16 protein-coding genes are annotated in these 15,794 nt (G+C 68.6%); 5 read left to right on the top strand and 11 right to left on the bottom strand.

Annotation, left to right across the window (positions count from 1 at the left end; genetic code table 11):
- Nucleotides 1–10: 10 nt before the first annotated feature.
- The gene (locus BN4252_RS08275; protein ID WP_066528907.1) at nucleotides 11–331 is read right to left on the bottom strand and encodes a glutaredoxin family protein; all 321 of its coding nucleotides are present in this window, start codon (nucleotides 329–331) and stop codon (nucleotides 11–13) included.
- Nucleotides 332–432: 101 nt separating this feature from the next.
- On the opposite strand from BN4252_RS08275, the gene BN4252_RS08270 reads away from it, so the two are divergent.
- Entirely contained in the window at nucleotides 433–1,452 is a 1,020-nt protein-coding gene (locus tag BN4252_RS08270; RefSeq protein ID WP_230208613.1) for an HAD family hydrolase, read from the top strand.
- Between the two features lie 54 nt (nucleotides 1,453–1,506).
- Here the strand turns inward: BN4252_RS08270 and BN4252_RS08265 are convergent, their stop codons facing one another.
- From BN4252_RS08265 to BN4252_RS08245, 5 genes are all read right to left on the bottom strand, one after another.
- Nucleotides 1,507–1,608 (bottom strand): 30S ribosomal protein bS22, encoded by a 102-nt coding sequence (locus BN4252_RS08265; RefSeq protein ID WP_003855542.1) that lies wholly within the window; start codon nucleotides 1,606–1,608, stop codon nucleotides 1,507–1,509.
- Nucleotides 1,609–1,829: 221 nt separating this feature from the next.
- On the bottom strand, nucleotides 1,830–2,033 hold the full coding sequence (locus tag BN4252_RS08260; protein WP_066528903.1) for a helix-turn-helix domain-containing protein: 204 nt from the start codon (nucleotides 2,031–2,033) through the stop codon (nucleotides 1,830–1,832).
- 264 nt (nucleotides 2,034–2,297) lie between these two features.
- Nucleotides 2,298–3,104 (bottom strand): pyrroline-5-carboxylate reductase, encoded by an 807-nt coding sequence (gene proC / locus BN4252_RS08255; RefSeq protein ID WP_066528901.1) that lies wholly within the window; start codon nucleotides 3,102–3,104, stop codon nucleotides 2,298–2,300.
- A 27-nt stretch (nucleotides 3,105–3,131) separates the two neighbouring features.
- Entirely contained in the window at nucleotides 3,132–4,103 is a 972-nt protein-coding gene (locus BN4252_RS08250) for a hypothetical protein (RefSeq protein WP_066528897.1), read from the bottom strand.
- On the bottom strand, nucleotides 4,103–5,059 hold the full coding sequence (locus BN4252_RS08245; protein WP_066528894.1) for a Ppx/GppA phosphatase family protein: 957 nt from the start codon (nucleotides 5,057–5,059) through the stop codon (nucleotides 4,103–4,105). Before BN4252_RS08245 ends, BN4252_RS08250 begins: the two co-directional genes overlap by 1 nt.
- A 33-nt stretch (nucleotides 5,060–5,092) precedes the next feature.
- On the opposite strand from BN4252_RS08245, the gene BN4252_RS08240 reads away from it, so the two are divergent.
- Nucleotides 5,093–6,016 (top strand): hypothetical protein, encoded by a 924-nt coding sequence (locus BN4252_RS08240; protein WP_066528893.1) that lies wholly within the window; start codon nucleotides 5,093–5,095, stop codon nucleotides 6,014–6,016.
- Here the strand turns inward: BN4252_RS08240 and BN4252_RS08235 are convergent.
- Genes BN4252_RS08235 through BN4252_RS08225 form a run of 3 tightly spaced genes read right to left on the bottom strand, consistent with a single transcriptional unit; the run spans nucleotide 5,998 to nucleotide 8,648 of the window.
- Complete coding sequence (locus tag BN4252_RS08235; protein WP_066528891.1) at nucleotides 5,998–6,687, bottom strand: response regulator transcription factor; 690 nt, start codon at nucleotides 6,685–6,687, stop codon at nucleotides 5,998–6,000. The two genes, BN4252_RS08240 and BN4252_RS08235, sit on opposite strands and share 19 nt — an antisense overlap.
- Nucleotides 6,684–7,901 carry a sensor histidine kinase gene (locus BN4252_RS08230; protein ID WP_066528889.1) on the bottom strand — a complete coding sequence of 406 codons (1,218 nt, stop codon included), beginning with the start codon at nucleotides 7,899–7,901 and terminating at the stop codon, nucleotides 6,684–6,686. The genes BN4252_RS08235 and BN4252_RS08230 overlap by 4 nt, the downstream gene beginning before the upstream one ends.
- Nucleotides 7,902–8,648 (bottom strand): phosphoglyceromutase, encoded by a 747-nt coding sequence (locus BN4252_RS08225; protein ID WP_066528886.1) that lies wholly within the window; start codon nucleotides 8,646–8,648, stop codon nucleotides 7,902–7,904.
- Here BN4252_RS08225 and BN4252_RS11345 point away from each other — a divergent pair.
- The gene (locus BN4252_RS11345; protein WP_187370937.1) at nucleotides 8,616–9,863 is read left to right on the top strand and encodes a chymotrypsin family serine protease; all 1,248 of its coding nucleotides are present in this window, start codon (nucleotides 8,616–8,618) and stop codon (nucleotides 9,861–9,863) included. The genes BN4252_RS08225 and BN4252_RS11345 overlap by 33 nt on opposite strands.
- Before the next feature lie 34 nt (nucleotides 9,864–9,897).
- On the opposite strand, the gene mshA is transcribed toward BN4252_RS11345, so the two are convergent.
- The gene (mshA, locus tag BN4252_RS08210; RefSeq protein ID WP_066528880.1) at nucleotides 9,898–11,160 is read right to left on the bottom strand and encodes a D-inositol-3-phosphate glycosyltransferase; all 1,263 of its coding nucleotides are present in this window, start codon (nucleotides 11,158–11,160) and stop codon (nucleotides 9,898–9,900) included.
- Between the two features lie 135 nt (nucleotides 11,161–11,295).
- On the opposite strand from mshA, the gene BN4252_RS08205 reads away from it, so the two are divergent.
- Both BN4252_RS08205 and BN4252_RS08200 read left to right on the top strand, forming a co-directional pair.
- Nucleotides 11,296–12,999 (top strand): long-chain-fatty-acid--CoA ligase, encoded by a 1,704-nt coding sequence (locus tag BN4252_RS08205; RefSeq protein WP_066528877.1) that lies wholly within the window; start codon nucleotides 11,296–11,298, stop codon nucleotides 12,997–12,999.
- 42 nt (nucleotides 13,000–13,041) lie between these two features.
- Nucleotides 13,042–14,751, top strand: a complete 1,710-nt coding sequence (locus tag BN4252_RS08200; RefSeq protein ID WP_066529371.1) for a long-chain-fatty-acid--CoA ligase — start codon at nucleotides 13,042–13,044, stop codon at nucleotides 14,749–14,751.
- A gap of 16 nt (nucleotides 14,752–14,767) precedes the next feature.
- Here the strand turns inward: BN4252_RS08200 and BN4252_RS08195 are convergent, their stop codons facing one another.
- Nucleotides 14,768–15,781 (bottom strand): UDP-N-acetylmuramate dehydrogenase, encoded by a 1,014-nt coding sequence (locus tag BN4252_RS08195; RefSeq protein ID WP_066528874.1) that lies wholly within the window; start codon nucleotides 15,779–15,781, stop codon nucleotides 14,768–14,770.
- Between the last annotated feature and the right edge of the window lie 13 nt (nucleotides 15,782–15,794).

The following is a 15,794-nucleotide window of genomic DNA, read 5'->3' as shown; positions in this document are numbered from 1 at the left end:
AAACTCAAAATCAACCGAAAGTATAGCCCTCGGGTTCCCTCCCACCCCGAAGGCCCGAAAGCTCCGCCTCCAGCTCCGCGTTGTCCACTTCCCAGCACGCGAACTCCTCGCCGTCTATCACCACCACGGGCACCCGGTCCCCGTACTCCGCGGCCAGCTCAGGGTCGCCGTCCACGTCAACCAGCACAAGGTGGGCATCATGCTTGTCGACGACCGGCGTAATCTGCGCCGCCACCCTCGCACACGACCCGCACGTGGAGCGCACCATCAACTCCACCGTCGGCCCAACCGTCGGCTCCGTGGGCGTAGACCTTTCATTCCCCGCAGACATTGCAGCTCCTTCCCGCGGACGCGATAGCGGTACCATTAGCGCCAACCCGCATAAGCTAGCACCCCGGGCCGACACCCCGGAGAAAGATGGTGACGGAAGCGATGGCCGAGCCGAAGGAAATCCTGGCCCAGTGGTCCGTCTCCCACGGCAACTTGCGCCGCTTCTTCGAAGATCTCGCGCTGCCGCCGATCGACGAGGAGGCCCAGCGCGCGGCCGGCGAGGCCGCGGCCGCCGCCGCGATCGAGGAAACCTTCGGCATCGGGATCGAGGACTTCTCGGTGGGCGTGCACTCCGTGGGCGGCGCCTTCGCCGCGGCGGGCCGGCCGCACCTCACGCAGCCCGACCCGGACGTGCCGGTGGACACGGGCGCGGCGGCGTTCTTCGACGTGGACAACACCCTCATCCAGGGCTCGTCGCTCATCCTGCTGGCAGAGGAGTTGGCCAAGCGCCGCTTCATCTCGGTGCGCGAGCTGGCCCCGGCCCTGGTCAAGCAGCTGCGCTACCGCCTCTCCGGCTCCGAAAACCCGGCGGATATCGCGGAAGGCCGCGAGCAGGCGCTCAGCATTGTCAAGGGCAAGTCCGTGGCGGAGCTCCAGGCGCTGTGCAAGGACATCGTGGACCGGCACATGCTGACCAAGGCCTACGAGTCCACCGTGGACCTCGCCGCCATGCACATCGCCGCCGGGCAGCAGGTGTGGCTGGTCTCCGCCACCCCGGTGCAGATCGGGCAGGCGCTGGCGGAGCGCCTCGGCTTCACCGGAGCGCTGGGCACCGTGGCGGAGGAGGAGGACGGGAAGTTCACCGGCCGCCTCGTGGGCGACATCCTGCACGGGCCGGGCAAGCAGCACGCCGTGGCGGCCCTGGCCGCCATCCAGCAGCTGGACCTGGAGCGCTGTACCGCGTACTCGGACAGCATCAATGACCTGCCCATGCTGGAGATGGTCGGCTCGCCGGTGGCGGTCAACCCGGACCGCAAGCTGCGCCGGTATGCCAGGCAGCGGGGCTGGGCGGTGCGGGACTACCGCTCGGTGCGCCGCCTCGCGCGCTCCTACCTCGCCCCGGCCGCGGCCGCGGGGGCGGTTGCGGCGGGGGTTGTGTGGGCTGCAAGGGGGCGTCGATAAGCAAAAGCCCGCTCCCGGAACGTACCGGAAACGGGCTGCAAGCCTCGCGGGGCGTTACTTACCCAGCTTGCGACGCTGCACGCGGGTGCGGCGCAGCATCTTGCGGTGCTTCTTCTTGGACATGCGCTTGCGGCGCTTCTTAATCACTGAGCCCATTTGGGTGCCTCATTTCTTCGGTGTACATGTACAGTCCGCCGGCCGCCACCGCGGGCCGGCAAGCGATCCGCGGCTGCCCGCCGAGGTGCACTCCCGTGCGGGGCAGGGCCAGCATGAATGGGTAACAGCATAGCGCCGCGGGCAGCGATGACAAAAAATTCCGGTGCCCGCCCAAAGCTGGGCGGGCACCGGAGCGGAGGGGCGCGCGTAAGGGAAAAGCCCTAGGACGCGTCCGTCTCAACGTTGTACACCGAGGACTCGAGGTACTCGCCGACCGCGGACTCGTTCACGCGGAACGAGCGGCCCACGCGCACCGCCGGCAGCTCGCCGGAGTGCACCAGGCGGTACACGGTCATCTTGGAAACGCGCATGATCTCCGCGACTTCCGCAACGGTGAGGAACTTACCCTTCTCATCATTTGCCATGTTGTATTCAACCTTCCGCACATCAGGCGCGCTGCAGGCTTCCCCTCCCGCAGAACGGACACGCACGTGCTCCAAACAGCCTAGCGTGAACTGAGTGCCACTGGCGACTTGTGAGCTGCAAATTTTTCAGTGTGCTGAGTGTTGGCTGGTGAACCGCCTGAGCGCGGGTGAGTACCCGTGATTACCGGTGGTTACTGGTGAGCACTTGAGTGAAAGCGGGGGCTGGGCGCCCGGCGCGGGTCTCGCGGCAGGACTTCAGGGCGGCTAGCCCAGCTCCGCCGAGCGCTTAGCGCAGGCATCGGTGGCGCGGAACACGGCGCCGCGCAGGCCGGATTCCTCGAACTCCCGCAGGGCCGCCACCGTGGTGCCCGCCGGCGAGGACACGGCGGCGCGCAGCTGGGCCGGGTCCGCGTCGCCGTCGAGCATCGCGCCCGCCCCGGCGGCCGTGGCGCCGGCAAGTGTCTGCGCGAGATCCCGCGGCAGGCCCAGGGCCACACCGGCGTCGATCAGCGCCTCGGTGAGCAGGAAGTAATACGCGGGGCCGGAGCCTGACAGCGCCGTCACGGCGTCCATCTTCTGCTCCTCCACCTCCACCACTCGGCCGGCGGCGGCGAGTAGCTCTCGGATCTGCCCGCGCTGCTCCTCGTCCACGAAGCGGCCGAAGCTCACCGCGAGCACGCCCTTGCCCACCAGCATCGGGGTGTTCGGCATGACGCGCACCACCGGCATGCCCGCCGACGGCAAGGCCTCCTCCATCGAGGCCAGGCTCACGCCCGCCGCCATGGAGATCACCACGGCATTGCCGTCACCGGCATCGAGCTCGTCGCCGATCTCCTCCAGCACCGGCGCGATCTGGCCCGGCTTCACGCAGAGGAAGACGAAGGCCGCGTCCCCCACCGCGGCGCGGTTATCCTGCTCCACCGCCACCCCGTACGTGCCCGCCAAGTAGGCGGAGCGCTCCTGGGAGCGGTTGGTGGCGGTGATGCGGCGCGGTTCCACCCCGGATTCCACGAGCCCCGCGATCAGGGCCTCGCCGATGTTGCCGGCGCCGATGACTGCGATGTGTTCCATGCGGCCCAGCCTAGGCCGAAGCGGCACTTAGAGCAGTGCCGGGCCGAACGCGGCCACCGCCGCGGCGAGTCCCGCCAGCGCCATGGTCAGCGCGTCGCGGCCGTGGCGCATCGCGCCGACGCCGGCCACCACGCCCGCAACCGCGGCGACGCCGAGCAGCGCCGCCACTACAGCCATGGTGTTCGCCCAGATCCACTTGAACAGCAGGAAGCCGAGCACGCCCAGCACCACGCCGAGGAAGACGAGCAGCACCAAAACGATCGGGTTGACCGTGGCCTCCTCCACCACAATCTCCTCAGCCGGCACCGCCGCCGCGTCCCCGGCCGCGCTGAAGTTCTCCGCGAATGGGTCGAAGTCGTCCCTCTGCGCCACCGGCGCGGTTTCAACCGCGGCCGCAGCGGGCTCTTGCTTTTCGACGCCCCCGTGAGTCTGAGTCGCCGCTTCGACCCGCACCGGCTCCGGCTCCGGTGTCGCAGCTGGCTCCGGTGCCGCAGCCGGCGCCGTGACCTTCTTAAATACGGTCGTCTCGCCCTCCGACGCGCGCGGCTCCGTCTTGCGTTCGACCGGGCGCGGCTCCGCCTTCGGCTCAGGTTCCTGCTTCGAGCTCGGCACCGGCTTCGGCGTCGGCTTCGCGGTCACGATCCGCGTCGAGGAGGCGGGGGCCGGCTTCTGCGTCTGCGGCGCAGGCACCGGGGTGGCCTCAGGCGCCGGCGTTGCCTCCGGCACCGGAGTGGCCTCAGGCGCCGGCGTTGCCTCCGGCACCGGGGCGGTCTCAGTCACCGGCGTTGCCTCCGGCTCCGGGGCGTCGATGGGGATGCTGGAGTGCTTTGCCTCTACCGGGCGCGCCTCCACCTTCTTGATGGATCCGGTGAGCTCGGCAACGGAAACGCCGCCCTCCTCCAGGCTGCGGCGGCGCCGGCGGCGCGCTCCCGCCTCGGGGTTTTCCTGCTGCGCGCGCGCGAGGATTTCTGCGACCGTGAGCTGCTTCTCCTCAGACATCAGTCGTCCTCTCCTTCATCGATACCTGGGGCATGACCTTGGTCGATCCATTTCAGGATTACACCCTCGCGCAACGCCCACGGACAGATCTCCAACTTATCAATATTTAAAGCCCGCATTGCGGCTTCGGCCACCAACGCGCCGGCCACAATCTGGTGGGAGCGGTCCGAGTTAATGCCCTCGAGCTCCGCGCGGTCCGCCGCGGTCATGCGGGAGATGAAGGCGATGAGCTGGCGCAGGCCGGGGGCGGTGAGCGTGCGCTTCACGTACGGGCCGGCTGAGGACGGCGCCGCGCCGGTGAGGCGGGCAAGCGAGCGGAAGGTCTTGGATGTGCCCACGGCCAGCCCGGCCTCGCCCATCTGCTTGAAGTGCTCGGCGGGCCCGGCCAGCTCGGCGTCGATGTAATCGCGCAGGAGGTTGATCTTCTTGCGCTCCGGCGGGTCGGTGTCGAACCACTCGTGGGTCAGGCGCCCGGCGCCGAGGTCGAGGGAGACGGCGTAATCCGGCACCTCCTCGGTGCCCGTGGACATCTCCAGCGAACCGCCGCCGATGTCCAGGTTGGTAATGCGTCCGGCGGACCAGCCGTACCAGCGCCGGGTGGCCAGGAAGGTCAGGCGCGCCTCCTCTTCGCCGGAGATGACGCGCAGCTTCACGCCGGTCTTCTTCTCCACGGCCTTGAGCACCTCGTCGGCGTTCTTGGCGGAGCGCACGGCGGATGTGGCGAAGGCGAGGAACTCCTCGCACTTGAGGTTGTCGGCCAGGCTGGAGGCCTCCTGGACAGCGTCGATAAGCTTGTCCACTCCCTTTTCCTCGATGTTGCCCTTCTTGTCCAAGAGCTCCACGAGCCGCAGCGGCTGCTTCCAGTCGGACATCGGGGTGGGGCGGGCGCCGCCGTGAGCATCGACCGCCACGAGGTGGACAGTGTTGCTGCCTACATCCAAAACACCTAAACGCACAACAAAAGAGTAACGGGTCTACGGTACTGAGGTGTGAATCAACTGTCCCCCCGCCCAGAACCGGTCTTCCTCGGCTTCCCCGCGGACTCTCCCGCGGGCCGCTCGATCGGGGCGGGGCGGGAGGTTGCCCCGGATTTCCCGCGCGAGTGGTTCGAGTTCGTACACCCCGATGATCCGCACCACTACTTCAGCATCGACCTCACGTGGCTCGAGTCCACCTGGACGTGCCGCTTCGGCACCCCGCAGTGCCACGGCATCGACGAGTCCCTGCCCGAGGTGGGCTGCTGCATCCACGGCGCGTACCTCGCGGACGAGTCGGACCGGGATGACCTCTACCGCGCCGTGAGCGACATGCCCGCCGAGTACTGGCAGCTGCGCCCCGCGGACGTGGATTCCTACCTGGCCGCGGCGGATCCGACGCTGCTCGAGCCGTGGCTCGAGTGGGATGAGGAGGAGCAATCGCTTGACGACGCCTCCGACGACGGCCCCCACATCAAAACCCGCGTCATCGACGGCGCCTGCATCTTTGCCAACCGCCGCGGTTGGCGCACCGGCCCCGGATGCGCCCTGCACCAGTGGGCCGCGGCCACTGACCAGGACATGCTCCGCGCCAAACCGGAGGTGTGCTGGCAGGTTCCCTTCTCCCGCGAGGACGAGTGGCAGGAGCGCCCGGACGGCCAGGAGATCCTGCGCACCACCATTGGCGAGTACGACCGTCGTCAGTGGGGCGGCGGGGGCGAGGACTTCGACTGGTGGTGCAGCGGCGCACCCGCCTGCCACGCCCCGCAGGCGGACGGCTCACTGGAGCCGGTGTGGCGCACTATGAAAGACGAGCTGGTTGGGCTCATCGGCGAGCGCCCCTACGAGGTGCTCGCGGCGCACTGTGAGGCCCGCCGGGCACTGCCGGTCGAGGCCCGCGCCCAGCACCCGGCCAGCGCTTACGCCTCGAACTTGTAGCCCAGTCCGCGCACGGTAACCAGCTGCTTGGGCCGCGACGGCACCTGCTCAATCTTGGTGCGCAGGCGCTTGACGTGCACGTCCAGGGTCTTCGTGTCGCCCACGTAGTCAGCGCCCCAGATGCGGTCGATGAGCTGGCCGCGGGTGAGCACCCGCCCGGCGTTGCGCATGAGGTACTCGAGGAGGTCGAACTCCTTCAGGGGCATGGCCACCGGCTGACCGTCGACAAGCACAGTGTGCCTCTCCACATCCATGCGCACCCGACCCACCTCCAAGATCTGGTCGTCGGGCTCGTCAACCTCCTCCACCTCTGGGCCGCGGCGCAGCACGGCGCGGATGCGGGCCACCAGCTCGCGGGTGGAGTACGGCTTGGTCACGTAATCGTCCGCGCCGAGCTCGAGGCCAACCACCTTGTCTATCTCCGAGTCGCGGGCGGTGACCATGATGATGGGCACGTCCGACTCGGCGCGCAACCTCTTGCACACGTCGGTGCCGCTCATGCCGGGCAGCATGAGGTCCAGCAGCACCAGGTCCACCGGCTGGGCGGCGAACTCGTCAAGCGCGCTGGTGCCGTCCGGGGCGATGACGGTGGTGAAGCCCTCTTTCTGGAGCAAGTAGGCAAGGGGCTCCGCCAGGGATTCCTCGTCCTCAACAATGAGGATGGTGGTCATTGCTTCTCCTTGTCCTTCCTGGGGTCCTTCTTGGGGTCCTTCTTGGGCAGCATCGCGCTCGCGCCGCCCGCGCCGGAGCCCGCCCAGATGGGCAGCTCGATGGTGAACGTCGACCCCGTCCCGGGGCGCGACCACAGTTTGATATTACCGCCGTGGTTGGCCACCACGTGCTTAACAATGGCAAGGCCCAGACCGGTGCCGCCCGTGGAGCGCGACCTCGCCTTGTCCACCCGGTAGAAGCGCTCGAAAACGCGCTTTTGGTCCTCGGGCGCGATGCCGATGCCGCGGTCCGTCACCCGCACCAACACCACGTTGTCGCGCACCACCTTCTGCGAGATGCTCACCGGCTGGCCGTCCGGGGAGTAGTTGATGGCGTTGCTGACCAGGTTGGACACCGCCGCGGTGAGCAGCGCCTTGTCCCCCATCACCTCGATGCCGGTGGCGGCGCCGCGCGTGAGCGAGATGTCGCGGTTCTCGGCGGTGACGTGGTTGCGGGCAATCGCGTCGTCGATCACCTCGTCGATGCACACCGGCGCCATCTCCGGCAGGGCCTCGGCGCCCTGGAGCTTGGACAGGCTGATCAGGTCCGCGATCATGTCGCCCATGCGGTGGGCCTCTTTGAGGAGCTTGTTGCCGAAGTGATCCACCATGTCCTCGTCAGCCGGATCCTGCAGGAGGGCCTCGGCGAGCAGGGCGATGCCTCCCACCGGTGTCTTCAGCTCGTGCGAGACGTTCGCTACAAAGTCGCGGCGAGCCGCCTCCATGCGCACGTTCTCAGACTCGTCGGTGGAGTAGGCGATGACGTAGGAGCTGTCGGTGAGCGCGAGCGGCTTGACCACCACACTCACGTTGCGGATCCGGCTGCCGGTGGCCCGGCGCGGCAGGTCCAAGTCCAGGGTGTGGGCCTCCAAGTCATCGAACGCCACCAGCGCCGCGTCCCACACCTCGGGGTTGATCGCCCTGTCGTGCACGATGGACATGTCGTGCGCCCGGGCGTTGGACATCAGCACGCGCCCGCCCCGGTTGAAGATGGCGATGCCGGTGGGCGAGCCCTGCACGGCGAGATTGAGCAGCTCGCTGACGGTACCCACCTCGCGCTCACCCGCATCCGCCTCCTCCCGCGCGCGGCCGCGCCAACGGGTGAACCAGCGCACACCGAGCGCTACGGCGGCAGTGACCGCGACACCGAGGAGGAACGCGGCGAGTGGCGACACCTACTTCTGGCCCTGGTTGGCCACTGCGGCGGCGCCGGCCTCGGCGGCTTCCGGGTCCAGGTAGGTGCCGCCCGGGTTGAGCACGCGGCCGCGCTCGTCGAGCTCGTAGACCAGGGGCATGCCGGTGGGGATGTTCAGGCCGGCGATGTCCTCGTCGGAGATGTTGTCCAGGTACTTGACCAGGGCACGAAGGGAGTTGCCGTGCGCGGCGATCATGACGTTCTTGCCGGCCATCGCCTGCGGCGCGATCTCGTCGATGTAGTACGGCAGGAAGCGCTCCACCACGTCCTTCAGGCACTCGGTGCGGGGCACCTCGGGCAGGAAGGCGTAGCGCGGGTCGTCCGTCTGCGCGTACTGGTTGTCCGTGTCGATCTCCGGCGGCGGGGTGTCGTAGGAGCGGCGCCACTCCATGAACTGCTCCTCGCCGAACTCCTCGCGGATCTCGGCCTTGTTCAGGCCCTGCAGCTTGCCGTAGTGGCGCTCGTTGAGGCGCCAGCTTCGCTCAACCGGGATCCAGTGGCGGTCCGCGGCGTTCAGCGCGATGTTGGCGGTGCGGATGGCGCGGCGCAACAGGGAGGTGTACAGCACGTCCGGCAGCACGCCCTTTTCCACCATGAGCTTGCCGGCGTTCACCGCTTCGCGCTCGCCTTGCTCGGTCAGGTCAACGTCCACCCAGCCGGTGAATTGGTTGGACTTGTTCCAATTGCTCTGCCCGTGACGGACAAGGATCAACTTTCCGTTAGCCATGCCCCCAAGCATGCCACGATTTGGGCCCCGCAGGCAGGCACTTCGCGCTATTGTCGCGTTTATGCGCACCCGAATGACCCACCCCGGGCCCTTGCCGCAGCCCTCGCCTCGGCCGCCATCGCGGCCGCGGGCATCGCCTCCCCCGCCATCGCCGCAGCCGAGCCCGCGTGGGCGGCTCCCGGCGCCCCGATGCGCGTGTTCCCGAAAGACCCGCCGGAGACGGTGAAGAACAAGCGAGGCCAGGAGGTGAAGGTGCCGAAGCAGTTCTGGATGGACACCTGCTCCCAGGGCCCCGTCGGCACGGTGCGGCTGCCGGACGGCACCACCCAGCGCGTCATCCTCACCGCGTCGCACTGCGTGGACGGCAAGCTGGGCAACCCGCCGGTGTCGGACGCGGTGACAGTGCCGGTAAACAGCGGCTCGGGCTACGAGCGCGTGGGGCGCACCATCAAGTCGAGCCACGTGCCCCCGGCCGCGCTGGACCTCAGCAACCCCGCGCTGAGCATCAAGGCCCCGGATTGGGCCGTTGTGCTTGTCGACGACTCCGTTGCCACCTCCAACCTCGCCCAGTCACGCAACGCCAACGGGGGCGCCCAGGGCGACCCGGTGGCCATCACCTCGATCCGGGACTTCCGCACCCTGGCCCCCGGCGAAGTCTCCGTGGACAATTTCGGCCAGCCGATCTGCAAGGACGGCGCCACCACCGGGCGTTCCTGCGGCACCCAACTGGGCCGCACCCGCAACGGCGTCTACAGCTGGGGGCTGCGCTACCAGCCCGGCGATTCCGGCGGTATCAACTACGACCCTCGCGACGGCGCCGCCGTGGGCGTGAGCACCATCGTGTTCAACAGCCTGGGCAAGGCGCAGCCGGCGGACCGCATTATCGAGGACGCCTACGGTGTGCCGGACGGGCAGGTCAACGAGTACTTCACCCCGGCGGCCCCCGCCCCGCGCGACGAGTTCATCCCCTTCGGCGTGGAGGCCCAGTACGTGGCCGACAAGATCGCGCAGGACAACCCGGACCTGCACCGCGCCAACCCGCAGCAGGAGCTCGGCAACGCGCTGGGCAAGGCGCAGCAGGACGCCCGCCAGGCGGCCGAAAGCGCACTGCAGGGCCAGCTAGACCCGGCCCAGCTGCAGCAGGTTGCGCGCGACAACGCCGCCAACATCTCGTACTGGGCCGGCGCCGCGCTGGCCGCCGGCAGCTCCCGCTAGGGCCGGGCCCAAGGGCCCAACCAGCCGAAACCGCTCAGCCGCCGGCGGGTTGCCGGGTGCCGGCGCCGGGCACGAAGCCGGCGAGGGTGTCGGCGTAGACGCCCCGCAGTCGCTCGGCGGAACCCGCCCAGGAGAACGTGGCGGCGTGGGCGACGGCGGCTTCGCCCATGGAGATTCTCAAGGGGTCGTCGATAAGCAATTGCTCGAGTGTGTCGGCCCACGCCTGCGTGCCGTGACCATCCACGAGCAGCCCCGTCTCCCCCTCCGCAACGGCGAGCGGGAGGCCACCCACGCGCGCGGCCACCACCGGCGTGCCCGTGGCCTGGGCCTCAACCGCCACCAGCCCGAAACTCTCGTTGTAGCTGGGCACGGCCACGATGTCCGCAGCCTGGTAAATGCTCACCAGCTCCTGCGGCGGGCGCGGGCCGAGGAAGCGCGTGATGTGCTCGATGCCCTCCTCGCGCGCGAGCTCGCGGTACCGCTCTACGCTTCCGCTTCCCGACGCTCCCCCGCACACCAGCACCCGCAGCGGCGCGTCCACCCGGCCGCGCCGCGCCAGCTCCCCGGCCGCGCGCAGCAGCACCTGGGGGCCCTTGAAATCCTGCAGCCGGCCCACGAACGCCACCACCTTGGCGTGGACCGGGATGCCGAGCTGGCGGCGCGACTGCTCGGTGTTGCGGTTGGTGCCGGGGGTGAACAGCGCGGTGTCGGCCCCGGGGCTGACCACGGCGATCTTGGCCGGATCCACGTCATAGAAGCGGGAGAGCTGCACGGTTTCATCAGCCGTGTTGACCACCAACGTTTGGGCGTTATCCACCAGCTGCTGCTCGCAGATCCGGCGCGCCTCGCTTTCGGTGGTGCCGTCCGCGGACGCCGCGTTCTTCACCGCAGCCCACGTGTGGCCGGTGTGCACCAGCGGCACCCCCGCGAGATCTGCAAGCAACCAGCCAACCTGGCCTGACAACCAGTAGTGGGAATGAATGAGGTGATACGCCGCATGGTGGGTGCGGGCGAACTGCACCACTGACCCGGCAAAAGCGGCGAGTTGCGTGGGCAGGTCTTCCTTCTCCAGGCCCTCGTAGGGCCCGGCGACCACGTTGATCACCCGGTACCCGGGCTCGACCTCCACTACCTCGCCCTGGCTCGGGCGCGTGGCTCGGGTGAACACGTCCACCTCGGTGCCCTGGCGGGCGAGCTGGCTTGCCACGTTGTGGATGTAGACGTTCATGCCCCCGGCATCGCCGGATCCCGGCTGCTCAAGCGGGGATGTGTGCATGGAGATCATGGCGACGCGCATGGGGGCAAGTGTAACCCGCCGCGCGAACGCACCCTTGCCCACTCTTGCCAAACCTACGGTTGCGTAGGTTATAGTTTTGCTTCGTCCCTCAAAACCACTTCATGGGAGCACCCCAAGGGAGCAAGGAGCCGACTCGTGGGAGCATCTGAGCAGAAAGCCTGGCTCGGGCAGTACGCGCCGTGGACCAACCCGGCGCCGAACGTGGGCAGCGACACCATCGTCAGCCTCTTCAACCAATCCGTGGCCACCCAGCCACACCGCCCGGCCACCTGGTTCATGGGCAAAGCCCTCACCTACGCGCAGCTGAACGCGCAGGTCAGCCGATGCGCAGCCGCGCTGGCCAAGCTGGGGGTGGGAGAGGGCGACCGGGTCGCGGTAGCCCTGCCAAACTGCCCGCAGCACATCATCGCCATCACCGCCATCCTGCGGCTTGGGGCCACCGTGGTGGAGCACAACCCCCTGTACACCGCCGCGGAACTCGAGCCGCAGTTTTTGGACCACGGAGCACGAGTGGCCATCGTCTTCGACCGCTCCGCGGACACCTTCATCTCACTCGCCCACCGCACGAGCCTGGAAACCGTGGTTGCAGTGAATCTGATCGAGGCGATGCCCTGGCACCTGCGCGCAGCCCTTGCCATGCCGCTTCCCCAGACCCGCAAGCAGCGCGAAAAGCTCAGTGGCACGCCCGGCCCGGAGGCGGTTGCCTGGGAAAAATTCCTCGCCAGCGCAGACCACTCCCGCCAAACCGCGTTCCCACTAGTCACGCAGGAGCACACCGCGTTCATCCTCTACACCTCCGGCACCTCAGGGGCCCCGAAAGGCGCACCTTTGACCCACCGCAACATCATCGCGGTGATCCGCGCCGGCCTGGAGTGGCTTGAGGATTGGGGCGCGGTGGAGGAGAGGGTGCTGGCAATCCTCCCGCAGTTTCACATCTACGGCGTGACCTTGAACTACGTCCTGCCACTGACCACCGCGGCCCAGATGGTGCTGGTGCCCGCCCCGGAACCGAAGATCTACCAGAAGGCAATCTTGAAGACGCGGCCCACACTACTGCCCGGCGTGCCCACGCTGTATGCCAAGATCGCGGACTGGGCGATTGAAACCGGGGCAGACCTTACCTCCATCCACACCTCGTTCTCCGGCGCGTCCACCCTGCCGGCGCCACTCTTAGAGAAGTGGGAGCGGGTGACCGGTGGCCGCCTCATCGAGGGCTACGGGCTGACCGAGACCGCCCCGCTGCTCACCGGCAACCCCCTCGACGGCGGGCGCCGCCCGGGCTACGTGGGCCTGCCCCTCCCCAACACGGAGATCCGCATTGCCAACCCGGATAACCCCGATGAGACGATGCCGGACGGCGAGCCCGGCGAGCTGGTGGCCCGCGGGCCCCAGGTGTTTGCCGGCTACCTGAACAATGAGGAAGCCAACCAGCGCGCCTTTCACAACGGCTGGTTCCGCACCGGTGATATGGCCGTGATGGAGCCGGACGGTTGGATCAGGCTGGTCTCGCGCATCAAGGAGATGATCATCACCGGCGGCTTCAACGTCTACCCGGACGAGGTGGAGGGCGTGCTGCGGGAGCACCCGGACATCGAGGACATCGCCGTGGTGGGCCGGCCTCGCCCGGACGGTTCGGAGGACGTGGTTGCCTGCATCACCCTGGTGCACGGCGCGGAGCTGAACCCAGTTGGCCTCAAGGAATACGCGCGCGAGCGCCTGACTAGGTACAAGGTACCGCGAGACTTCTACCACTTTGATCAGCTCAACCGGGACCAGACGGGAAAGATCCGCCGGCGCGAGGTTCGCGACACCCTGCTGGGCCTTCTTACGCAACCGTAGGTTTGGCGTAGTGTGGGCGCCATGACATCGTCCCCAATCGACATGCACAGCAACAAAGAAAAGCCCTGGCTGGAGTACTACCCCGAGTGGACCGCCCACTCCCTGGAGTACGGCGGGCAGACGCTTCCGCAGCTTTATGACGCCAACCTGGTGAAAAACGCCGACAAGCCAGCCACCCGCTTCTTCGGCCGGGTGCAGACCTACTCCGAGCTCGACCGCGAGGTGCGCCGCGCCGCCGCCGGGCTGAAGGCCTTCGGCGTGCGCCCGGGCGACCGCGTTGCCATCATGTTGCCGAATTGCCCCCAGCACGTGGCCGCCTACTACGCCGTGCAAATGCTCGGCGGCGTAGTGGTCGAGCACAACCCGCTCTACACCGCCAACGAGCTGCGCCCACAGTTCCGCGACCACGGCGCCCGCATCGCCATCGTGTGGGACAAGTCCGCCGACACGCTGGAGCAGCTGCGCACCGACACCCCGCTGGAGACGGTGGTGGCCGTGGACATGACACGCGCCATGCCGCACCTGCAGCAGCTCGCGCTGCGCATCCCCTTCGGCAAGCTGCGCGAGGCCCGCGCCTCGCTCACCGGCCCGTCCTCCAACACCGTCCCGTGGGAGGCGCTGACCAGCTCCGCCATCGGCGGCGAGGGCGATGACGTGGTCACCCCCGACACCGTCACCCCGGACTCCCCCGCCCTGATCCTCTACACCTCCGGCACCACGGGCGCGCCGAAGGGCGCCGTGCTCACCCACAACAACCTCTTGGCCAACCCGCTCCAGGGCCGCGCCTGGGTGAAGGAGCTGCAGGAACCGGGCCAGCGCATGCTCGCCACCCTGCCGTTCTTCCACGCCTACGGCCTGACCTTCTCGCTCACGCTGATGATGCTCATCGGCTCCGAGCTGGTGCTGCTGCCGGCGCCGAAGATGGACCTGGTGATGGACACGTTGAAGAAGACCCCGCCATCCTTCGTCCCCGGTGTGCCCACCGTGTTCGAGCGCATCGTCACCACCGCCAAGGAGAAGAACATCGACCTCTCCGAGGTGAACATCGGCTTCTCCGGGGCGTCCTCGCTGCCGGCGACCGTGATCGAGGACTGGGAGTCCCTCACCGGCGGCCACCTAGTGGAGGGCTACGGCCTGACCGAGACCGGCCCGATCCTCGTCGGCAACCCGCGCTCCGCGGACCGCCGCCCCGGCTACATCGGCATCCCCTTCCCGGACACCGAGATCCGCATCGCCAACAAGGAGAACCTGGACGAGGATATGCCCTTTGGCGAGGCCGGGGAGATCCTCGCCCGCGGGCCGCAGGTGTTCCAGGGCTACTTCAACAACCCGGAGGCTACCGAGGCCGCGTTCCACAACGGCTGGTTCCGCACCGGCGACATGGGCGTGATGGAGGAGGACGGCTTCATCCGTCTGGTCTCGCGCATCAAGGAGCTCATCATCACCGGCGGGTTCAACGTGTACCCGGCCGAGGTGGAGGAGGTGATGCGCCGCCACCGCGACGTGAAGGACGTGGCGGTGGTTGGTCGGCCCCGCTCCGACGGCTCGGAGGACGTGGTGGCCTGCATCGTGCTGGAGGACGGCGCCGCGCTTGACCCCGAGGGCCTGAAGGAGTACGCGCGCGAGAACCTCACCCGCTACAAGGTGCCGCGCACGTTCTACCACTTCGAGGAGTTGGCGCGCGACCCGATGGGCAAGATCCGCCGCCGCGAGGTGCGCGACGACCTGCTCGCCCGCCTGGCCGAGGCGTAAGGACCTTCGGCGCTCCCTAGAGCCCGACCCACACGGGCTCGGGGCGCAGTTCCACGCCGAATTGCTTTTCGACGCCCCCCTGCACCCGCCGCGCCAACGCCACAACGTCGTCGGCGGTAGCGGCGCCCCGGTTGGTCAGTGCCAGGGTGTGCTTGGTTGAAAGGCGCGCCGGCGCCCCCTCCCCGGGGAAGCCGCGCTCGAACCCGGCGCGCTCAATCAGCCACGCCGCCGACAGCTTCTCCATGCCATCTGCGGCGGCGTAGCGGGGCATGCCGGGCTCGCCCACCTTCGCCTCGATCTCGTCCGCCAAGGCCGTGGGCACTACCGGGTTGGTGAAGAAGGATCCGGCGGACCACGTGTCGCGGTCCTCGCTATCAAGCACCATGCCCTTCGCCCGGCGCGTCTCGAGCACCGACTCGCGCGCCTGCGCTAGCGGCACCCGCTCGCCGCCTAGGTGGCGCAGCGGGATCGACAGCTCCGTGCGCTCGAGTCGCAGCTCGATCTCCAGCACCACCGCCCGAGAGGTGAACTTCAGGTTGGAGTAGCGGTACGCCAGGTCCAGGGAGGACGCGGGGACCCACTCGTCCTCGCCGGTCTCGCGGTTGTACAGGCGCACGCGCTCGAGCACGTCGGCGATCTCGGAGCCGTAGGCGCCCACGTTCTGCACCGGGGTGGCGCCCGCGGAGCCGGGGATACCGGAGAGGGCCTCGATGCCGCCGAGCCCGCGCTCCACGGCGTAGGCCACCACGGCGTCCCACTCGGTGCCGGCGCCGACGCGGAGGAGGGGGCGGGAGCTGGATGCGTCGACAAGCGATATGCCCCCGTTGCGCACGAGCACCGCCGCGAGGTCGAGCTCACCGTCCGCCACCAGAAGGTTCGAACCTCCCCCCACCACCAGAAGGGGTGCGTCCGCCGCATCGAGGGAGGCCACGGTGCGCGCGAGCGCATCGGCCGTGCCGCAGGCCACCACCTGCGACGGAGTGCCGCCAACACGCAGCGTGGTTAGGGAAGCGAAAGATGAGTTGAGCACCTACGCCACGGTA

This window comes from Corynebacterium bouchesdurhonense (genome assembly GCF_900078305.2).
GTDB classification, from domain to species: domain Bacteria; phylum Actinomycetota; class Actinomycetes; order Mycobacteriales; family Mycobacteriaceae; genus Corynebacterium; species Corynebacterium bouchesdurhonense.
Note: the sequence above shows the minus strand (reverse complement) of the source record. Positions and strands in the feature narration are given on the sequence as shown.

Excerpts from the sequence above, each read along its gene's own strand:
- BN4252_RS08235 (WP_066528891.1), bottom strand. The coding sequence starts at position 6,687 with ATGACCACCATCCTCATTGTTGAGGACGAGGAATCCCTGGCGGAGCCC.
- BN4252_RS08275 (WP_066528907.1), bottom strand. The coding sequence starts at position 331 with ATGTCTGCGGGGAATGAAAGGTCTACGCCCACGGAGCCGACGGTTGGG.
- BN4252_RS08265 (WP_003855542.1), bottom strand. The coding sequence starts at position 1,608 with ATGGGCTCAGTGATTAAGAAGCGCCGCAAGCGCATGTCCAAGAAGAAG.
- proC (WP_066528901.1), bottom strand. The coding sequence starts at position 3,104 with ATGGAACACATCGCAGTCATCGGCGCCGGCAACATCGGCGAGGCCCTG.
- mshA (WP_066528880.1), bottom strand. The coding sequence starts at position 11,160 with ATGCGCGTCGCCATGATCTCCATGCACACATCCCCGCTTGAGCAGCCG.
- BN4252_RS08260 (WP_066528903.1), bottom strand. The coding sequence starts at position 2,033 with ATGGCAAATGATGAGAAGGGTAAGTTCCTCACCGTTGCGGAAGTCGCG.
- BN4252_RS08200 (WP_066529371.1), top strand. The coding sequence starts at position 13,042 with ATGCACAGCAACAAAGAAAAGCCCTGGCTGGAGTACTACCCCGAGTGG.
- BN4252_RS08250 (WP_066528897.1), bottom strand. The coding sequence starts at position 4,103 with ATGTCTGAGGAGAAGCAGCTCACGGTCGCAGAAATCCTCGCGCGCGCG.
- BN4252_RS08225 (WP_066528886.1), bottom strand. The coding sequence starts at position 8,648 with ATGGCTAACGGAAAGTTGATCCTTGTCCGTCACGGGCAGAGCAATTGG.
- BN4252_RS08270 (WP_230208613.1), top strand. The coding sequence starts at position 433 with ATGGCCGAGCCGAAGGAAATCCTGGCCCAGTGGTCCGTCTCCCACGGC.